The 14595-nt window shown below is 66.0% G+C and carries 17 protein-coding genes; 11 read left to right on the top strand and 6 right to left on the bottom strand.

The genetic code is table 11. The annotated features are described in order from the left end of the window. Nucleotides 1-14: 14 nt before the first annotated feature. The 3 genes from pgl to zwf are packed head-to-tail and all read right to left on the bottom strand — an operon-like array spanning nucleotide 15 to nucleotide 3177. Entirely contained in the window at nucleotides 15-737 is a 723-nt protein-coding gene (gene pgl / locus IFT58_RS02300; protein ID WP_188324369.1) for a 6-phosphogluconolactonase, read from the bottom strand. Beyond that, nucleotides 737-1744 (bottom strand): glucokinase, encoded by a 1008-nt coding sequence (glk, locus tag IFT58_RS02295; protein ID WP_188324368.1) that lies wholly within the window; start codon nucleotides 1742-1744, stop codon nucleotides 737-739. Before glk ends, pgl begins: the two co-directional genes overlap by 1 nt. Next, on the bottom strand, nucleotides 1741-3177 hold the full coding sequence (gene zwf / locus IFT58_RS02290; protein ID WP_188324367.1) for a glucose-6-phosphate dehydrogenase: 1437 nt from the start codon (nucleotides 3175-3177) through the stop codon (nucleotides 1741-1743). The genes glk and zwf overlap by 4 nt, the downstream gene beginning before the upstream one ends. Nucleotides 3178-3518: 341 nt before the next feature. Here zwf and ugpC point away from each other — a divergent pair, with 341 nt between their 5' ends. Next, nucleotides 3519-4607, top strand: coding sequence for a sn-glycerol-3-phosphate ABC transporter ATP-binding protein UgpC (ugpC, locus tag IFT58_RS02285; protein WP_188324366.1), 1089 nt, complete (start codon nucleotides 3519-3521; stop codon nucleotides 4605-4607). A 464-nt stretch (nucleotides 4608-5071) separates the two neighbouring features. Here the strand turns inward: ugpC and IFT58_RS02280 are convergent, their stop codons facing one another. Further along, on the bottom strand, nucleotides 5072-5932 hold the full coding sequence (locus IFT58_RS02280) for a folate-binding protein (RefSeq protein ID WP_342029531.1): 861 nt from the start codon (nucleotides 5930-5932) through the stop codon (nucleotides 5072-5074). Nucleotides 5933-5971: 39 nt separating this feature from the next. On the opposite strand from IFT58_RS02280, the gene IFT58_RS18905 reads away from it, so the two are divergent. The 10 genes from IFT58_RS18905 to IFT58_RS02235 all read left to right on the top strand — a co-directional run bounded on the left by IFT58_RS18905 (nucleotide 5972) and on the right by IFT58_RS02235 (nucleotide 12955). Continuing rightward, nucleotides 5972-6145, top strand: coding sequence for a DUF1674 domain-containing protein (locus IFT58_RS18905; protein ID WP_223202865.1), 174 nt, complete (start codon nucleotides 5972-5974; stop codon nucleotides 6143-6145). A gap of 58 nt (nucleotides 6146-6203) precedes the next feature. After that, nucleotides 6204-6599 (top strand): succinate dehydrogenase, cytochrome b556 subunit, encoded by a 396-nt coding sequence (gene sdhC, locus IFT58_RS02275; protein ID WP_188324364.1) that lies wholly within the window; start codon nucleotides 6204-6206, stop codon nucleotides 6597-6599. Continuing rightward, nucleotides 6596-6982 (top strand): succinate dehydrogenase, hydrophobic membrane anchor protein, encoded by a 387-nt coding sequence (sdhD, locus tag IFT58_RS02270; RefSeq protein ID WP_188324363.1) that lies wholly within the window; start codon nucleotides 6596-6598, stop codon nucleotides 6980-6982. The genes sdhC and sdhD overlap by 4 nt, the downstream gene beginning before the upstream one ends. A gap of 31 nt (nucleotides 6983-7013) precedes the next feature. Beyond that, the gene (gene sdhA / locus IFT58_RS02265; protein ID WP_192080596.1) at nucleotides 7014-8804 is read left to right on the top strand and encodes a succinate dehydrogenase flavoprotein subunit; all 1791 of its coding nucleotides are present in this window, start codon (nucleotides 7014-7016) and stop codon (nucleotides 8802-8804) included. A gap of 69 nt (nucleotides 8805-8873) precedes the next feature. After that, nucleotides 8874-9659, top strand: a complete 786-nt coding sequence (locus IFT58_RS02260; RefSeq protein ID WP_188324361.1) for a succinate dehydrogenase iron-sulfur subunit — start codon at nucleotides 8874-8876, stop codon at nucleotides 9657-9659. 69 nt (nucleotides 9660-9728) lie between these two features. Next, the gene (locus IFT58_RS02255; protein WP_188324360.1) at nucleotides 9729-9977 is read left to right on the top strand and encodes a succinate dehydrogenase assembly factor 2; all 249 of its coding nucleotides are present in this window, start codon (nucleotides 9729-9731) and stop codon (nucleotides 9975-9977) included. 16 nt (nucleotides 9978-9993) lie between these two features. Then, a complete protein-coding gene (locus IFT58_RS02250; protein WP_249405562.1) occupies nucleotides 9994-10365 on the top strand; it encodes a hypothetical protein in 372 nt (123 codons plus the stop codon). Between the two features lie 35 nt (nucleotides 10366-10400). Beyond that, nucleotides 10401-11642 carry a lipoprotein-releasing ABC transporter permease subunit gene (locus IFT58_RS02245; RefSeq protein ID WP_192080599.1) on the top strand — a complete coding sequence of 414 codons (1242 nt, stop codon included), beginning with the start codon at nucleotides 10401-10403 and terminating at the stop codon, nucleotides 11640-11642. Next, a complete protein-coding gene (lolD, locus tag IFT58_RS02240; RefSeq protein WP_188324358.1) occupies nucleotides 11635-12348 on the top strand; it encodes a lipoprotein-releasing ABC transporter ATP-binding protein LolD in 714 nt (237 codons plus the stop codon). The genes IFT58_RS02245 and lolD overlap by 8 nt, the downstream gene beginning before the upstream one ends. A 166-nt stretch (nucleotides 12349-12514) precedes the next feature. Continuing rightward, nucleotides 12515-12955, top strand: coding sequence for a DUF6491 family protein (locus IFT58_RS02235; protein WP_192093792.1), 441 nt, complete (start codon nucleotides 12515-12517; stop codon nucleotides 12953-12955). 6 nt (nucleotides 12956-12961) lie between these two features. Here the strand turns inward: IFT58_RS02235 and IFT58_RS02230 are convergent, their stop codons facing one another. Both IFT58_RS02230 and mutY read right to left on the bottom strand, forming a co-directional pair. Then, nucleotides 12962-13231, bottom strand: a complete 270-nt coding sequence (locus IFT58_RS02230) for an oxidative damage protection protein (protein WP_188324356.1) — start codon at nucleotides 13229-13231, stop codon at nucleotides 12962-12964. Between the two features lie 294 nt (nucleotides 13232-13525). Beyond that, complete coding sequence (gene mutY / locus IFT58_RS02225; protein ID WP_192080742.1) at nucleotides 13526-14587, bottom strand: A/G-specific adenine glycosylase; 1062 nt, start codon at nucleotides 14585-14587, stop codon at nucleotides 13526-13528. Nucleotides 14588-14595 lie beyond the last annotated feature (8 nt).

The following is a 14595-nucleotide window of genomic DNA, read 5'->3' as shown; positions in this document are numbered from 1 at the left end:
TCACGGCGATCAGGTCAGTCGGCCCAGTGCACGCGCAGGCGCGGACCGGGCTGTTCGATGGCGGCGAGGATCGGATACTGGTGGACGTCGTTGCTGTCCAGCGCGTGCTGCAGCACTTCCAGCTTCTGCTTGCCGCGCAGCAGCAGCAGGCGCTGGCGGCAGGAACGCAGGCCATGCGGCGTCAGGGTGATGCGCAGCGGCCACTGGTTGGCGCCCGGGCAGCCGGTCGCATCCAGTGAGGCGTAGGGCAGGGTGCTTTCCAGTGCACGCGGCAGCTCGCGCGAGCCGGGGAAAAGCGAGCAGGTATGTCCGTCGTTGCCCATGCCCAGCGCAACCACGCTCGGCTGCAGGCTGTGCTGGGCCTGCAGGTTGGCGGTGTACACGCACTCGGCCAGCGGCTTGCCGATGCGCACCAGCGGATCGAAATGGGCGCCTTCGGCGCGCTGCAGGAAGTTTTCGCGGACCAGACGCGCATTGCTGTCGCGATCCTGCGGCGACAGCCAGCGTTCGTCGGCCAACCCCACTTCTACGCGGTCCCAGTGCACGTCCAGCTCGGCCAGCGCCTGATACACCGGCGCGGGAGTGGTGCCGCCGGACAGCAGCATGCGCGCACGGCCGTGCTCGGCGATGTCGGCGTTGAGGATCTTCGCCATGTCCGCGGCAACGGATTCGATCCAGCCGTCGGCTTCGCGGTGGGCGATGAACTCGACGCGGTCGGTAGAGAAGGGAACAGGCATCAGGCAACAGCTCCGAGGGCACCGCACTGCGCATCGACCGCATAGGCCGCCGCGCCGAGCAGGCCGGGATTGGGGTGGATGACGGCCAGCGAAGGAACCCGGCCCATGATCGAAGAGAAACGCCCCTTGTGTTCGAAGCGCTGGCGGAAGCCGGAATGCTGCAGGGATTCCAGCATGCGCGGCACCAGGCCGCCGGTCAGGAACACGCCGTCCCACGCCCCCTGGATGAGCACCAGGTCACCGGCGATGGCGCCGAAGATCGCGCAGAACAGGTCCACTGCACGCATCGCCTGCGGATCGCCCGTGGCGGCGCGTGCGGTGACATCAGCCGGCTTGAGGTGGCCCGGATCGAAGCCGGCCATTTCGCAGACGGCGCGATGGATGTTGACCAGCCCGGGGCCACAGATCAGGCGCTCGTTGGATACCCGGCCGAAGGTTTCCGACAGGATTTCCAGGATGCGTATCTCTTCCGGGGTGCCCGGCGGGAAGCTGACGTGGCCGCCCTCGGTTTCCAGCGGGAAGCAGCGGTCATTGCGGATCACCAGGCCACCGACACCGAGACCGGTGCCAGGGCCGATGACGCCGTAGTTGGCCGGTGCACCGCTGCGCCGCGGACTCCACGCGGCACCGCCGATCTGCACCACATCCTTGGGCTGCAGCAGCGAAATGGCCATCGCCTGCGCGGCGAAGTCATTGATCAGGTGCAGCTCGGAAAACCCGAGCATTGCCGCCGTGCGGCTGCGCGAGATCACCCACGGGTGGTTGGTGATGCGGGCCTCGTCACCGTCCACGCGACCGGCAACGGCGAACACGCCGCGGTCTGCCTCGGCAGCGACTTCCTGCAGGTAATGCCGTGCGGCATCACCGAGCGAAGGAAAATCGACCACCGGGAATTCCCGGATGCTGTCTTCCAGCAGCGGCGTGTCACTGGCGGTGTCGGCCAGAGCGAAGCGTGCATTGGTGCCGCCGATGTCGGCGACCAGCAGCGGCCGCTCCTGCGCCGTCATGCCGGGTCTCCGTGTGCGGTATCGATGACATCGCCAGGCAGGAAGCCGGCGGCTTCGGCGGGGCCCCAGGTGCCGGCGGCATACGGCTGCAGCGGCAGATCGGCGTTCTTCCACGCATCGGCCACGCTATCGATCCAGTGCCATGCCGCACGCACCTCGTCATCGCGGACGAACAAGGCGTGGTTGCCATTGAAGGCGTCCAGGAACAGGCGTTCGTAGGCGATGCGGCGGTGCAGGCCGGTCGGTACCGACAGATCAAGCTCGACCGGCTGCAGTTCCAGCGCGCCCCATTCCGGGCCCGCCAGGCTGCTCATCAGGCCGAGCTCGATGTTCTCCTGCGGCTGCAGCTGGAACACCAGCCGGTTCGGCGTGGCCTGGCCACGATGCGGGCGCTCGAACAACCAATGGGTGACCGGCTTCAGCGTGACCACGACCCGGCTGGTGCGCTCGGGAAGGCGCTTGCCCGTGACCAGGTGGAACGGCACGCCGCTCCAGCGCCAGTTGTCGATGTGCGCCGTGACCCCGGCGAAGGTTTCCACGTCGCTGCCTTCCGGCGGCTGATACGCCTGCGCCGGCTGGCCGTCGATGCTGCCGGCGGTATAGCGGCCACGCACGCTGTCACGTGCGGCGTGTTTGGCATCCAGCGGACGCAGCGAGCGCAGCACCTTGACCTTTTCATCGCGGATGCGATCGGCTTCCAGCGACGCTGGCGGCTCCATCGCCACCAGGCACAGCAGCTGCAGGATATGGCTCTGCACCATGTCGCGCAGCGCACCGGAGCGCGCGTAGTAGGCATCGCGGCCATCCACGCCTTCGCTCTCGGACACCAGGATGTGCACCGATTCGATGTAGGTGCGGTTCCACACGGCTTCCAGCAGGGTGTTGCCGAAACGCAGCGCGATCAGGTTCTGTACCGCGGCCTTGCCGAGGTAATGATCCAGGCGGAACACGCGGTCTTCGTCGATCCACTGGCCGATGGTGCTGATGATCTGCTCGGCGCTTTCGCTGTCGCTGCCGATCGGCTTCTCCAGCATCAGCCGGTGCGGTGCGGCAAGTGCGCCGCCCTTGGCCAGACCTTCGCAGGTGGAGATATACAGGCCGGGCGGAATCGCCAGGTAGCTCACGCAGCGGCGACCGACCTGGTCGGCCACGGCTTCAGCGACCGAGTCGGCGTTGCGCAGGTCCACCGAGCGGTAGTCGATGCGCTGCAGCAGCGAGGCGATGTCCGCTTCGCTGGCTGCCGGCATGGATTGCTGCAGGCGCGGGCGCAGGATGTCCCGGAAGGCATCGGTGTCGTGCGGCGACAATGCCAGCGCACGGACCTTGAAGTCTTCCGGCAGCAGGCCATCACCAAGCAGCCGCAGCAGGGAAGGGAAGAGGTAGCGCTGGGCCAGATCGCCGGTGGCGCCGAACAGGAAGAGGGTATCGTGCATTTCTCGAGTTTCAGATCCGGGTGACATCGTTGTCAATCGCTGCCTGGCTGGGTTCCGGGAGGGGTTTGGCGCTGCTTTGTCCGTTCCATCGTGGGTGCATGCCAGCGGCTGCTGGCGCTGCCCGTCACGAGGGGCCGGGTGTACGTTCCATCATCGATGCACACTGCGTGCGCAGCAACCTACGGATACTGCCACGTGAAAACGTTTACATGGCAGAATGTGCAACTGTATTCGATTGCATTGGTGCCGTCATGCGGCACTGAGGCAAAAACACTGCCATCGGGAGGGCCGAAGGCAGTCCACATGCAATGCCCAGGCAACGGGCGGACTGGAAGAGTGATATGGCAAAAGTACAGTTGCAGGGTGTGCGCAAGGTCTACGACAACGGCCAGGTCGCGGTGAAGGAGGCCACCTTCGAGGTGGCTGACGGTGAGTTGATGGTGCTCGTGGGCCCCTCGGGCTGCGGCAAGTCGACCCTGCTGCGGATGATCGCCGGGCTGGAAGAGATCAGTGGCGGCACGCTGACCATCGGCGACCGCGTGGTCAACGACGTGGCGCCGAAAGACCGCGACATCGCGATGGTGTTCCAGAGCTACGCGCTGTACCCGCACATGACCGTCGCCGAGAACCTGGCCTTCGGCCTGAAGCTGCGCGGCCACGACAAGGCGACCATCGACAAGCGCATCAGCGAAGCGGCGCAGACCCTTGGCCTGACCGACATGATGGACAAGCTGCCCAAGGCGATGTCCGGCGGCCAGCGCCAGCGCGTCGCGCTGGGTCGCGCCTTGGTGCGTGAGCCGGCGGTGTTCCTGCTCGATGAGCCGCTGTCCAACCTGGACGCCAAGCTGCGCCACAGCGTGCGCACGGAAATCGCGCAGCTGCACCGCAAGCTGGGGACCACGATGATCTACGTCACCCACGATCAGGTCGAGGCGATGACCCTCGGCCAGCGCATCGTGGTGCTGAAGGACGGCGTGATCCAGCAGATCGACACGCCGATGGCGCTGTATGACCGACCGGCGAACCTGTTCGTGGCCGGCTTCCTCGGCAGCCCGGCGATGAATGTCCTGCGCGGCACGCTGCAGGCCACCGCGGCGGGCGTGGCGGTGATCGACGGTGCATGGAAAGCGCCGCTGGGCCAGGCCACGATCGATCCGCGCTGGCTGGACAAGCCGGTGGCCGTCGGCGTGCGGCCCGAGCATCTGCAGCCGGCCGACGGCAATGCGGAGTGGGCGTTCGACGCCCGCATCGAGGGTATCGAGCCGGTGGGCAACGAGATCTTCGTCAACATGGTCAGCGGCAACCACGCCCTGACCATGCGCGTCGCACCGCGGTCGCTGCCCGCTGTGGGTGAAACCCTGCAGGTGGCGGTGCAGCCCGGCGCGCTGCACTTCTTCGACCCGGAAACCGGCGAGCGCCTGACCGCCTGAAGGTAGCCGAGAGGTAGAGCCGACGGGTAGAGCTGACTTTAGTCGGCTGCGCGTGGGGTTGGACGAGACCACTGGCCATCACGTGAAAGGCAGCCGACTGAAGTCGGCTCTACCGATTCCGAGCGCGGGGCATCCCGGGCAGGCAGCCGATGGGTAGTGCCGACCGGTAGAGCCGACTTTAGTCGGCTGCGCGTGGGGTTGGACGACACCACCGGCCATTACGTGAAAGGCAGCCGACTGAAGTCGGCTCTACCGATTCCGAGCGCCGGGCATCACGGGCAGGCAGCCGATGGGTAGTGCCGACCGGTAGAGCCGACTTTAGTCGGCTGCGCGTGGGGTTGGACGACACCACCGGCCATCACGTGAAAGGCAGCCGACTGAAGTCGGCTCTACCGGTCGGCCCCACCAGTCGCCCCACCAGTCGCCCACCAGTCGGCCCCCCCCCGTCGGCGCCAGCGTGGGCTCTACCGCGCCAAGCCTTCCAGCAGCGGGAGGCGCTGCGCGGGCAGGCCGGCTACGCTCAGCGGGGCGTCGCTGGCTTCCAGCGGCAGCACCGCCAGCGCCAGCTCACCGGCCACGCAGGCTACGGTGCCCAAGGTGCTGCCGTTCTGCTCCACGGCCAGACCGGGGGCGGCGCCGGCGGCAAGCTGCAGCAGCTGCAACGCGCGCTTCGCCTTGCCAAGGAAATGCGTGCGCGCCACGATCTCCTGACCCGGGTAGCAGCCCTTCTTGACGCTGTAGCCGTTCAGTCGATCCAGGCCGAGTTGCTGCGGTGTCCACTGTTCGCGCTGGCTTGCGTCCAGTCGCGGTACACCGAAGCGAAGGTCCGCCTGACGCCACGTCGCGGTGAATCCTGCGTCCACCTGCCCGGGCGCGTCGGCGGCAATGCGCATCGTCCTCGGCAGGTCCCCGCTGCCCACGTCCAATTCCAGGAATCCAGCCAGCGATCCGGCCAGAACTGCGCCAGAAGCAGTTTTCGGGGCAGTGAGCGCGGCCTGCAGTTGAAGATCATCGCGCAGACCGATTTTCACTTTTCGACGGAACACAAAACGCTGCAACTGCGACGCAATCTCATCTGCGTCGCCGTCGGCGAAGACCAGCAGCAGATCATCGGAAGTGATCCGAATGAGCTGAAACACGGCAATCGTGCGGCCTTTGGCTGTCAACCACGCGCTCCACTGCCAGTGGCCATCGGCGAGAGCGAGCACGTCGCTGGAGAATTGCGCCTGCGCGAACACCGCCGCGTCGGGGCCGGAAATCGCCAGCAACTGGCGGTCTGCCAATGGGCGATATGCATCGATATCAGGGGAAAGGTTGTCAGGCACGTGCGTGAGGTCTAGAATTTGTGCGTTGCGAGAATCCTGATGATAGGCCAAACAACCCCCACTCCCGACGCTGAATCTGAAGCTCCGCTGGACCCGAAGGCGCCCGCGCCCGAAAGCATGCCTGCTGAGCAGAAGGAATACGGTGGCCGCGGCGGACTTGATCCGGTGCGGTACGGTGATTGGGAGAAAAACGGACGCTGCATCGATTTTTGATCCAGCATTGAGCCAACGCGGCAGCTGTGCCGCCCAGCCGAGACAACGAGCCCAGCGAATGGCGACCCGAGAACGCCCCCTTTCCCCGCACCTCCAGGTGTATCGCTGGCAGATCCAGATGGCCACCTCGATTCTGCATCGAGCGACCGGCATCTTTCTGTCTGTTGGAGCCTTGATCATTGCCGGCGGACTGCTCGCCCTGATGATGGGCCCCGCCTCCTGGACCTGCTTCACCGACCACGCAGGCGCCTGGTACGGCAAGCTGTTCCTGTTTGCCTGGACCTGGGCCTTCGCCTACCACCTGTGCAATGGCCTGCGCCATATCGTGCAGGACTTCGCGATCGGCTTCAGCATCCCCGCATTCGTCCGCAGCAGCTGGCTTTCGGTGTTCGCATCGCTGGTCATCACCGCCGCGATCTGGGCCTACGTCGTGCTTTCCGGAGGTGCCGCATGAGCCGTTACCGCACCCCGCTGAAAAACGTGCGTGGCCTTGGCGCGGCCAAGACCGGTACCGAACACTTCGTCCACCAGCGCCTGACCGCCACCGCGCTGGTCGCGCTGTCGATCTGGTTCCTGGTGTTCGTGCTGAGCCTGGTCGGCGCTGATTACGTGACCGCGTCGGCGGCCATCGCCAAGCCGTGGAATGCGGTGCTGGTGGTCGGCTTCCTGGTCGCCATGTTCTGGCACGCCCAGCTTGGCCTGCAGATCGTGCTGGAAGACTACATCCACAACTCGCTGGTGGCGCTTGCGCTGCAGACCCTGGTGAAGTTCATCGCCGTGCTCGGCGCGATCGTCAGCATATTCGCTGTCGTCCGCATTGCCCTCGGCGCTGCCTGAGTCCAGGCACCAAGACAGGAATCCAGATTAGATGTCCGCTTACAAGATCACCGAACACAAGTACGACATGGTCGTGGTGGGCGCCGGCGGTGCCGGCCTGCGCGCCACGTTCGGGCTGGCTGCCAAGGGCCTGCAGACTGTGTGCCTGACCAAGGTCTTCCCGACCCGTTCGCACACCGTCGCCGCGCAGGGTGGCATCTCCGCCGCGCTCGGCAACATGGGCGAGGACGACTGGCGTTACCACTTCTACGACACGATCAAGGGCTCGGATTGGCTGGGTGACCAGGACGCCATCGAGTACATGTGCCGCGAAGCGATCCCGGCGATCATCGAGCTGGAGCACTACGGCGTGCCGTTCAGCCGTACCGAAGAGGGCAAGATCTACCAACGCCCGTTCGGCGGCATGACCACCAAGTACGGCGAAGGCCCGGCGGCGCAGCGTACCTGCGCGGCGGCCGACCGTACCGGCCACGCCATGCTGCACACCCTGTACCAGCAGTCGCTGAAGCACGATGCACGCTTCATGATCGAGTACTTCGCGCTGGACCTGATCTTCGACGAAGACGGCACCTGCCGCGGCGTGCTGGCCATCGACATGGCCGAGGGGTCGCTTCACCTGTTCCGCGCCCAGGGCGTGGTGCTGGCCACCGGCGGCTACGGCCGTGCCTACTTCAGCGCGACCTCCGCCCACACCTGCACCGGTGATGGCGGCGGCCTGGCCATGCGTGCCGGCATCGCGATGCAGGACATGGAATTCGTGCAGTTCCATCCGACCGGCATCTACGGTGCGGGCTGCCTGATCACCGAGGGTGTGCGCGGCGAAGGTGGCATCCTGCGCAACAGCAGCGGCGAGCGCTTCATGGAGCGCTACGCACCGCACTACAAGGATCTGGCATCGCGCGACGTGGTTGCGCGTTCGATGACCGTGGAAATCCGCGAAGGCCGCGGCGTCGGCGAGCACAAGGATCACATCCTGCTCGACCTGACCCACCTCGGCCCGGGCGTGATCGACGACAAGCTGCCGGGTATCGCCGAAAGCGCGCGCATCTTTGCCGGCGTCGACGTGCACACGCAGCCGATCCCGGTCATCCCGACCGTGCACTACAACATGGGCGGCATTCCGACCAACTTCCACGGTGAAGTGGTGCGCATCGATGGCGACAACCCGGATGCAGTCATCCCGGGCCTGTACGCGATCGGTGAAGCGGCCTGCGTATCGGTCCACGGTGCCAACCGCCTGGGGTCGAACTCGCTGCTGGATCTGGTGGTGTTCGGTCGTGCAGTGGCAAACCGCTGTGCCGAAACGATCAAGCCGGGTGCATCGCACAAGCCGCTGCCGGCCGATGCCTGCGACAAGGCACTGGGGCTGCTGGACAAGCTGCGTTATGCCAAGGGCGATACGCCGACGTCGGTGATCCGCGACAACATGCAGCGCACCATGCAGGCCGATGCGGCCGTGTTCCGCACCAGCCAGACGCTGAAGGAAGGCTGCGAGAAGATGGCCGGTATCTTCGACTCGTTCCAGGACGTCAAGGTCACCGATCGTTCGCTGGTCTGGAACTCGGACCTGATCGAAACCTACGAGCTGAACAACCTGCTGCTCAATGCCGTGGCGACCATCAACTCGGCCGAGCAGCGCAAGGAAAGCCGCGGCGCACATGCGCACGAAGACTTCCCGGATCGCGACGACGTCAACTGGCACAAGCACACGCTGGTCAAGGTCGACGACCAGGGCAAGTGCAGCTTCGATTACCGTCCGGTGCACATGTACACGCTGACCGATGAGGTTGACGTGGTGCCGCCGAAGCCGCGCGTGTACTGATCGCGACCCCCGCCTACCATGCAATCCGCGCCTTGAGGGCGCGGGCCGCCTGAGCCAACGAGAGCAGCCATGGCCGAGTTTTCCCTGCCAAAGAATTCAAAGATCACGAAGGGCAAGCACTTCCCCGCCACCGGCGGCGCGAAGAACGTGCGTACCTTCAAGGTCTACCGCTGGAGTCCGGACGACGACAGCAACCCGCGTACCGATACCTACGAGATCGACCTGGACGCGTGCGGACCGATGGTCCTGGACGCGCTGATCAAGATCAAGAACGAGATCGATCCGACCCTGACCTTCCGTCGTTCGTGCCGCGAGGGCATCTGCGGTTCGTGCGCGATGAACATCGACGGCACCAACACGCTGGCCTGCACCCGCGCCATTGCCGATTGCGGCAAGGCTGAAGTGCCGATCTACCCGCTGCCGCACATGAGCGTGGTCAAGGACCTGGTGCCGGACCTGACGCATTTCTATGCGCAGTACGCGTCGATCAAGCCGTGGATCCGCACGCAGACGCCGGCACCGCCGGACCGCGAGCGCCTGCAGTCGCCGGAAGACCGCAAGAAGCTGGACGGTCTGTATGAGTGCATCCTGTGCGCGTGCTGCTCCACCAGCTGCCCGAGCTACTGGTGGAACGGCGAGCGTTACCTGGGGCCGGCCGTGCTGTTGCAGGCCTACCGCTGGATCGTGGATTCGCGCGATGAAGACACCGGTGCCCGCCTGGACGATCTGGAAGATCCGTTCAAGCTGTATCGCTGCCACACCATCATGAACTGCGCACGGACCTGCCCGAAGGGCTTGAACCCGGCGTTGGCGATTGCCGAGATCAAGAAGCTGATGATGGCGCGTCGCGCCTGATCTGCCTGCCACACTGATGCACCCTGCAGCGCCGAGCCATGCTCGGCGTTGCGCTATCCGGGAACCCTGATGGACGAAGCCACCCTGGTGAAGAAGCTGCGCTGGCGCTGCCGCCGCGGCATGCGCGAGCTGGACCAGCTGTTCGAACGCTACCTGGAGCGCGAGTGGCCCACTGCACCGGCAGCGGACCGCGAGGTTTTCCTGTTCCTGCTGGACTGCGAGGACGATAAGTTGTGGCGGTGGTTCATGGGCTACGAGGCCTGCCCGCATGCACACGCCGTCCCGATGCTCGACCGGATCCGCGCCCTCAAGGCTTGAGTGGCGACCTTCGCGCATGCGCCTGCTGGCGGAGGCCCTGGTCGCGCTCGCTGCGCCTTGGCTGGTCGCTGCCAGCGGGATATCCGCACGCGCGCAATCACCGGTGATCCTGCTGTGCTGGCTGCTGGGCGTGGGCCTGATCTGGTCCGCGATGCGCTGCCCGCGTCGTCTGCTGTGGCTGCAGGAACTGCCCCGTCCGTTGCTGCTGGATGGCGTGGAACTGGACGTGCCGACCCTGCAGGTACGCGGGCCGTGGCTGCAGCTGCGCTGGCAGGGACCGGGCAGCGGCGGCAGCCTGTTGTTCTGGCCGGACGTGCTGTCGCGCGGGCAGCGACGTGAACTGCGTCTAGCCGTCCGTGCACGACAGGTTTCCCGTAAGCCGCCGTAGGTGGCACCATACGCTGAATCTACCGGCGCACCTGCATGTTCAAACCCATCCCCGTGGCCATCGGCCTGCGCTACCTGCGAGCCAAGCGCCGCAACGGCTTCATCTCTTTCATTTCGATGGCATCGATCCTCGGCATTGCGCTGGGTGTCACGGTGCTGATCACCACGCTGGCGGTGATGAGCGGCTTCCAGAAGGAAATCCGTGACCGCCTGCTGCAGATGTCCGCGCACACCACCATCACCCGCGATGGCGAGCCGATGAGCGACTGGCAGCGCGCCGTGGATCTGTCCTACAAAGATCCGCGCGTGGCCGGTGCCGCGCCGTATATCGAGATCCAGGCGATGATCAGCGGCCCCCGCGTGCAGGGCGCGCTGGTGCAGGGCGTGGATCCGGCGATGGAGCCCAAGGTTTCCGTTGTCGCCGATAAAATGAAGAAGGGCCGTTTCGACAGCCTGACGCCGGGCAGCTACAACATGATCCTTGGCCAGGAGCTCGCGATCTGGCTGGGTGTGGGCGTCGGTGACCAGGTGGTGGCGACGCTGGCCGAAGTGCAGGGCACGCCGATGGGCGCGATTCCGCGGATGAAGCGCTTCACCGTCAGCGGCATCTTCGAAGCCGGTTACAACGAGATCGATCGGGGTGTGGCGTTCGCCAACATGAAGGACCTGGAGCGCGTGTTGCGCATCGATGGGGCCACAGGTGTGCGGCTGAAGCTGCATGACATGGACCAGGCGCTCAACGTCGGCGTCGACCTTGCGCAGCGCCTTGGCGGCGGCTATCGGGTCAGCGACTGGACCCAGCAGAATGCGAACCTGTACCACTCGCTGCGGATGGAAAAAGTGGTGATGGGGATCCTGCTGTCGCTGATCATCGCGATGGGTGCCTTCAACCTAGTGTCCTCGCAGGTGATGCTGGTGACCGACAAACAGGCCGACATCGCCATTCTGCGCACGCTGGGGCTGACCCCGCGCGGGGTGATGGGCGTCTTCATGGTGCAGGGCTCGCTGATCGGCATCATCGGCACGGTGGCCGGCGTGATCGGCGGCATCACCCTGACCCTCAACCTGGAGCGCATCCTGGGTGCCATCGAGGCGGTGTTCAACGTCAAGCTGCTGCCGGAAGACGTCTACTACATCACCGGCCTGCCGACCGACATGCAGCCCGCCGACATCGTGGTGATCACGGTGGTCGCGCTGGCGATGAGTTTCCTTGCCACCCTGTATCCGGCGTGGCGCGCCGCCCGCACCCAGCCCGCGGAGGCGCTGCGTTATGAATGAGGTTTTTTCTCCCGGCCAGGAAGTCATCCGCGCCGAAGCGTTGGGCAAGACCTACGCGGAAGGCAAGATGCATACCCCGGTGTTCAACGGCCTGGACCTGCACGTGACGGCTGGCGAAACCGTGGCCATCATCGGTGCATCCGGCGCCGGCAAGAGCACGCTGCTGCACCTGCTGGGCGGTCTGGATACGCCCAGTGCCGGTGAAGTGTTCGTCGCGGGCCAGCAGATGTCCAAGCTGTCCGATGGCGAGCGCGGGGTGTTGCGCAACCGGGCATTGGGCTTTGTGTATCAGTTCCACCACCTGCTGCCGGAGTTCACCGCGTTGGAAAACGTGATGATGCCGGTGCTGCTGGGCGGCGGCGAGGTGGCGGCGGCCAATGACCGCGCAAAGGCGCTGCTGGAGTCGGTAGGCCTGGGTCACCGCCTGCAGCACAAGCCGGGCGAGCTGTCCGGTGGCGAACGCCAGCGTGCGGCCGTGGCGCGTGCACTGGTCAACCAGCCCGCCTGCGTGCTCGGCGACGAGCCCACCGGCAACCTGGACGACCGCACCGCAGGGACCGTATTCGAGCTGATGCTGGAATTGAATCGCGCGCGGCATACCTCGCTGGTGCTGGTCACCCACGACCGCAGCCTGGCGCGCAAACTGGACCGCGTGCTGGAGCTGCGCGAAGGCAAGCTGCACGCGCTGGCGCACGCCGACGTCTAACGTCGGCGACCCGGTAGTGACGGCCGCTGGCCGTCAAACTCGCACCGGGTTAGTGACGGCCGCTGGCGTTCCACTGCAGCGTTCCCGGATTGACGGCCAGCGGCCGTCACTACCGCGTTCACGGTCGCGGTTGCATCATCGGCCGTGAATCCCCGGGATACCCGCCATGAAGCGCCTGATCACCGCCACTGCGTTGTGCCTCTGCCTTGCGGCCTGTGCCACCGGTGGCCGGTTGACCACTGAGCAGAAGGTCCAGCTGTATCGCGCCCACGCCGGTCCTCCACAGAACGACATGCCGTTTACTTCCAGCCTGAGTGGCTGGCAGGAACTGGGCGACAGCGCACTGGCCGTGTGGACACGCCCCGGCGAGGCGTACCTGCTGGAGCTGTCCGGCCCGTGCCCTGACCTGCCGTATGCGCAGGCGATTGGCCTCACCAGCCGCGTCGGGCGGGTGGCGGCTCGCTTCGACAAGGTGCTGGTAGGCGGCCCCGGCCCGGGCCCGCAGATGCCGTGCTTCATCGCCCGCATCCGCCCATTGGACATCAAGGCGCTGCGCGTGGCCGAGCAGGACCTGCGCCAGGCCGCCACCCAGGAACGCGAACCCTGAGCCCGATCAGGCCTCGGGCACGAAACCCGGCGGCTTTTCCGCATTGCCCGCGAACAGGTACTTCACCAGTTCCTCTTCCAGGAAGGCACGGTGTTTCGGATCACGCGGCGACAGCCGGTTTTCATTGATCAGCATCGTCTGGTGCGCCAGCCACGCGCTCCACGCCGGCTTGCCGATATGGGCGAAAATGCGCTGACCCAACTCACCGGGGTAGGGAACGAAGTCCAGCCCCTCGGCATCGGCTTGCTGGTACTGACAGAAAATAGTGCGGGACATGGGCAGATACTCTCGAAAAAAGGGAAGGGCGGCCGCAAGAGCCGACCGGGATAGCCGGCCGGTAGAGCCGACCGGTAGAGCCGACCGGTAGAGCCGACTTCAGTCGGCTGCGGATAGCATCAGCCGACCGGTAGAGCCGACTTTAGTCGGCTGCGGATAGGATCAGCCGACTGAAGTCGGCTCTACCGACCATCGCCACGTTCGCCGCGACCGACCCGCATCACGACCATCGCCACGTTCGCCGCGACCGACCCGCTTCACGACCATCGCCACGTTCGCTGTGACCGATCCACATCACAACACCGCCTCCAGCAGCTTGCGGATCGGGGCGGGCAGGCCCAGCGCTGGCATGTCTCCGGCCGCCACCCAGCGCAGCATCGGATCGTCCACCTTCAGCCCGCTTACCCGCGCGCGCAACACCTGCAGCTGCAGCCGGTAATGACTGAAGGTGTGCTGCAGCAGCGGCAACGCCTGCGCATCTTCCAGCGCGCCGTCCACGTGCGCATCGAACCAATCCTGCATCGCCAGCCCCGTGTCCGCCTGCGGCAGGGTCCACAGCGACGCCCAGATGCCCGTTTCCGGGCGCTTCTGCAGCAGCGTGCGGCCCTGGCCATCCTGCAGCAGCACCGCCACGGCCTCGCGCTCGGGTAGTACCTTGCTCGGCTTCGCCGTGGGCAATTCCGCGGTGCGGCCTTCGCGGCGGGCCACGCAGCGCTCCTGCAGCGGGCAGATCACACAGCTCGGCCTGCTGCGCGTACACAACGTAGCGCCCAGGTCCATCTGCGCCTGCGTGTAATCGGCCATCCGGCCCACCGGCACCTGCGCGACGTGGGCGTCGGCCAACGCCCACAGCGGCCGTTCCACCGCCGGCAGCCCGGGAAACCCCTCGATACCGTGGTAGCGGGTCAGTACCCGCTTGACGTTGCCATCCAGGATCGCGAAAGGATCCTTCCACGCTTGGCTGAGGATCGCCCCGGCGGTGCTGCGGCCGATGCCCGGCAAGGCGTGCAGCGCATCGAGATCGCGCGGCAGTTCGCCACCGTGGTCGGCCACGCAGCGCTTGGCAGCCGCATGCAGGTTGCGCGCACGGGCGTAATACCCCAGCCCGGCCCACTGCGCCATTACTGCATCGTTTTCGGCGGCGGCAAGGTCGGGCAGGGTGGGGAAGTGATGCAGGAATTTCAGGAAGTACGGGATCACCGTCGCGACCTGGGTCTGCTGCAGCATGATTTCCGACAGCCAAACCCGGTAGGGCGTTCGCGGATGCTGCCAAGGCAGGTCATGGCGACCGTGGCCGTCGAACCAGTGCAGCAAGTGGGCGACGAACGGATCGCCGCCGCCGGCGACCGACGCCAGCGGAGGCG

The organism is Stenotrophomonas sp. CFBP 13718, assembly GCF_014842145.1.
Taxonomy (GTDB): Bacteria; Pseudomonadota; Gammaproteobacteria; order Xanthomonadales; family Xanthomonadaceae; genus Stenotrophomonas.
The sequence above is the reverse complement of the archived record's forward strand: the minus strand, read 5'-3'. Positions and strand labels throughout refer to the sequence as shown.

Coding starts and splice junctions, on each gene's coding strand:
- pgl (WP_188324369.1), bottom strand. CDS start 737: ATGCCTGTTCCCTTCTCTACCGACCGCGTCGAGTTCATCGCCCACCGC.
- glk (WP_188324368.1), bottom strand. CDS start 1,744: ATGACGGCGCAGGAGCGGCCGCTGCTGGTCGCCGACATCGGCGGCACC.
- zwf (WP_188324367.1), bottom strand. CDS start 3,177: ATGCACGATACCCTCTTCCTGTTCGGCGCCACCGGCGATCTGGCCCAG.
- ugpC (WP_188324366.1), top strand. CDS start 3,519: ATGGCAAAAGTACAGTTGCAGGGTGTGCGCAAGGTCTACGACAACGGC.
- IFT58_RS18905 (WP_223202865.1), top strand. CDS start 5,972: ATGATAGGCCAAACAACCCCCACTCCCGACGCTGAATCTGAAGCTCCG.
- sdhC (WP_188324364.1), top strand. CDS start 6,204: ATGGCGACCCGAGAACGCCCCCTTTCCCCGCACCTCCAGGTGTATCGC.
- sdhD (WP_188324363.1), top strand. CDS start 6,596: ATGAGCCGTTACCGCACCCCGCTGAAAAACGTGCGTGGCCTTGGCGCG.
- sdhA (WP_192080596.1), top strand. CDS start 7,014: ATGTCCGCTTACAAGATCACCGAACACAAGTACGACATGGTCGTGGTG.
- IFT58_RS02260 (WP_188324361.1), top strand. CDS start 8,874: ATGGCCGAGTTTTCCCTGCCAAAGAATTCAAAGATCACGAAGGGCAAG.
- IFT58_RS02255 (WP_188324360.1), top strand. CDS start 9,729: ATGGACGAAGCCACCCTGGTGAAGAAGCTGCGCTGGCGCTGCCGCCGC.
- IFT58_RS02250 (WP_249405562.1), top strand. CDS start 9,994: ATGCGCCTGCTGGCGGAGGCCCTGGTCGCGCTCGCTGCGCCTTGGCTG.
- IFT58_RS02245 (WP_192080599.1), top strand. CDS start 10,401: ATGTTCAAACCCATCCCCGTGGCCATCGGCCTGCGCTACCTGCGAGCC.
- lolD (WP_188324358.1), top strand. CDS start 11,635: ATGAATGAGGTTTTTTCTCCCGGCCAGGAAGTCATCCGCGCCGAAGCG.
- IFT58_RS02235 (WP_192093792.1), top strand. CDS start 12,515: ATGAAGCGCCTGATCACCGCCACTGCGTTGTGCCTCTGCCTTGCGGCC.
- IFT58_RS02230 (WP_188324356.1), bottom strand. CDS start 13,231: ATGTCCCGCACTATTTTCTGTCAGTACCAGCAAGCCGATGCCGAGGGG.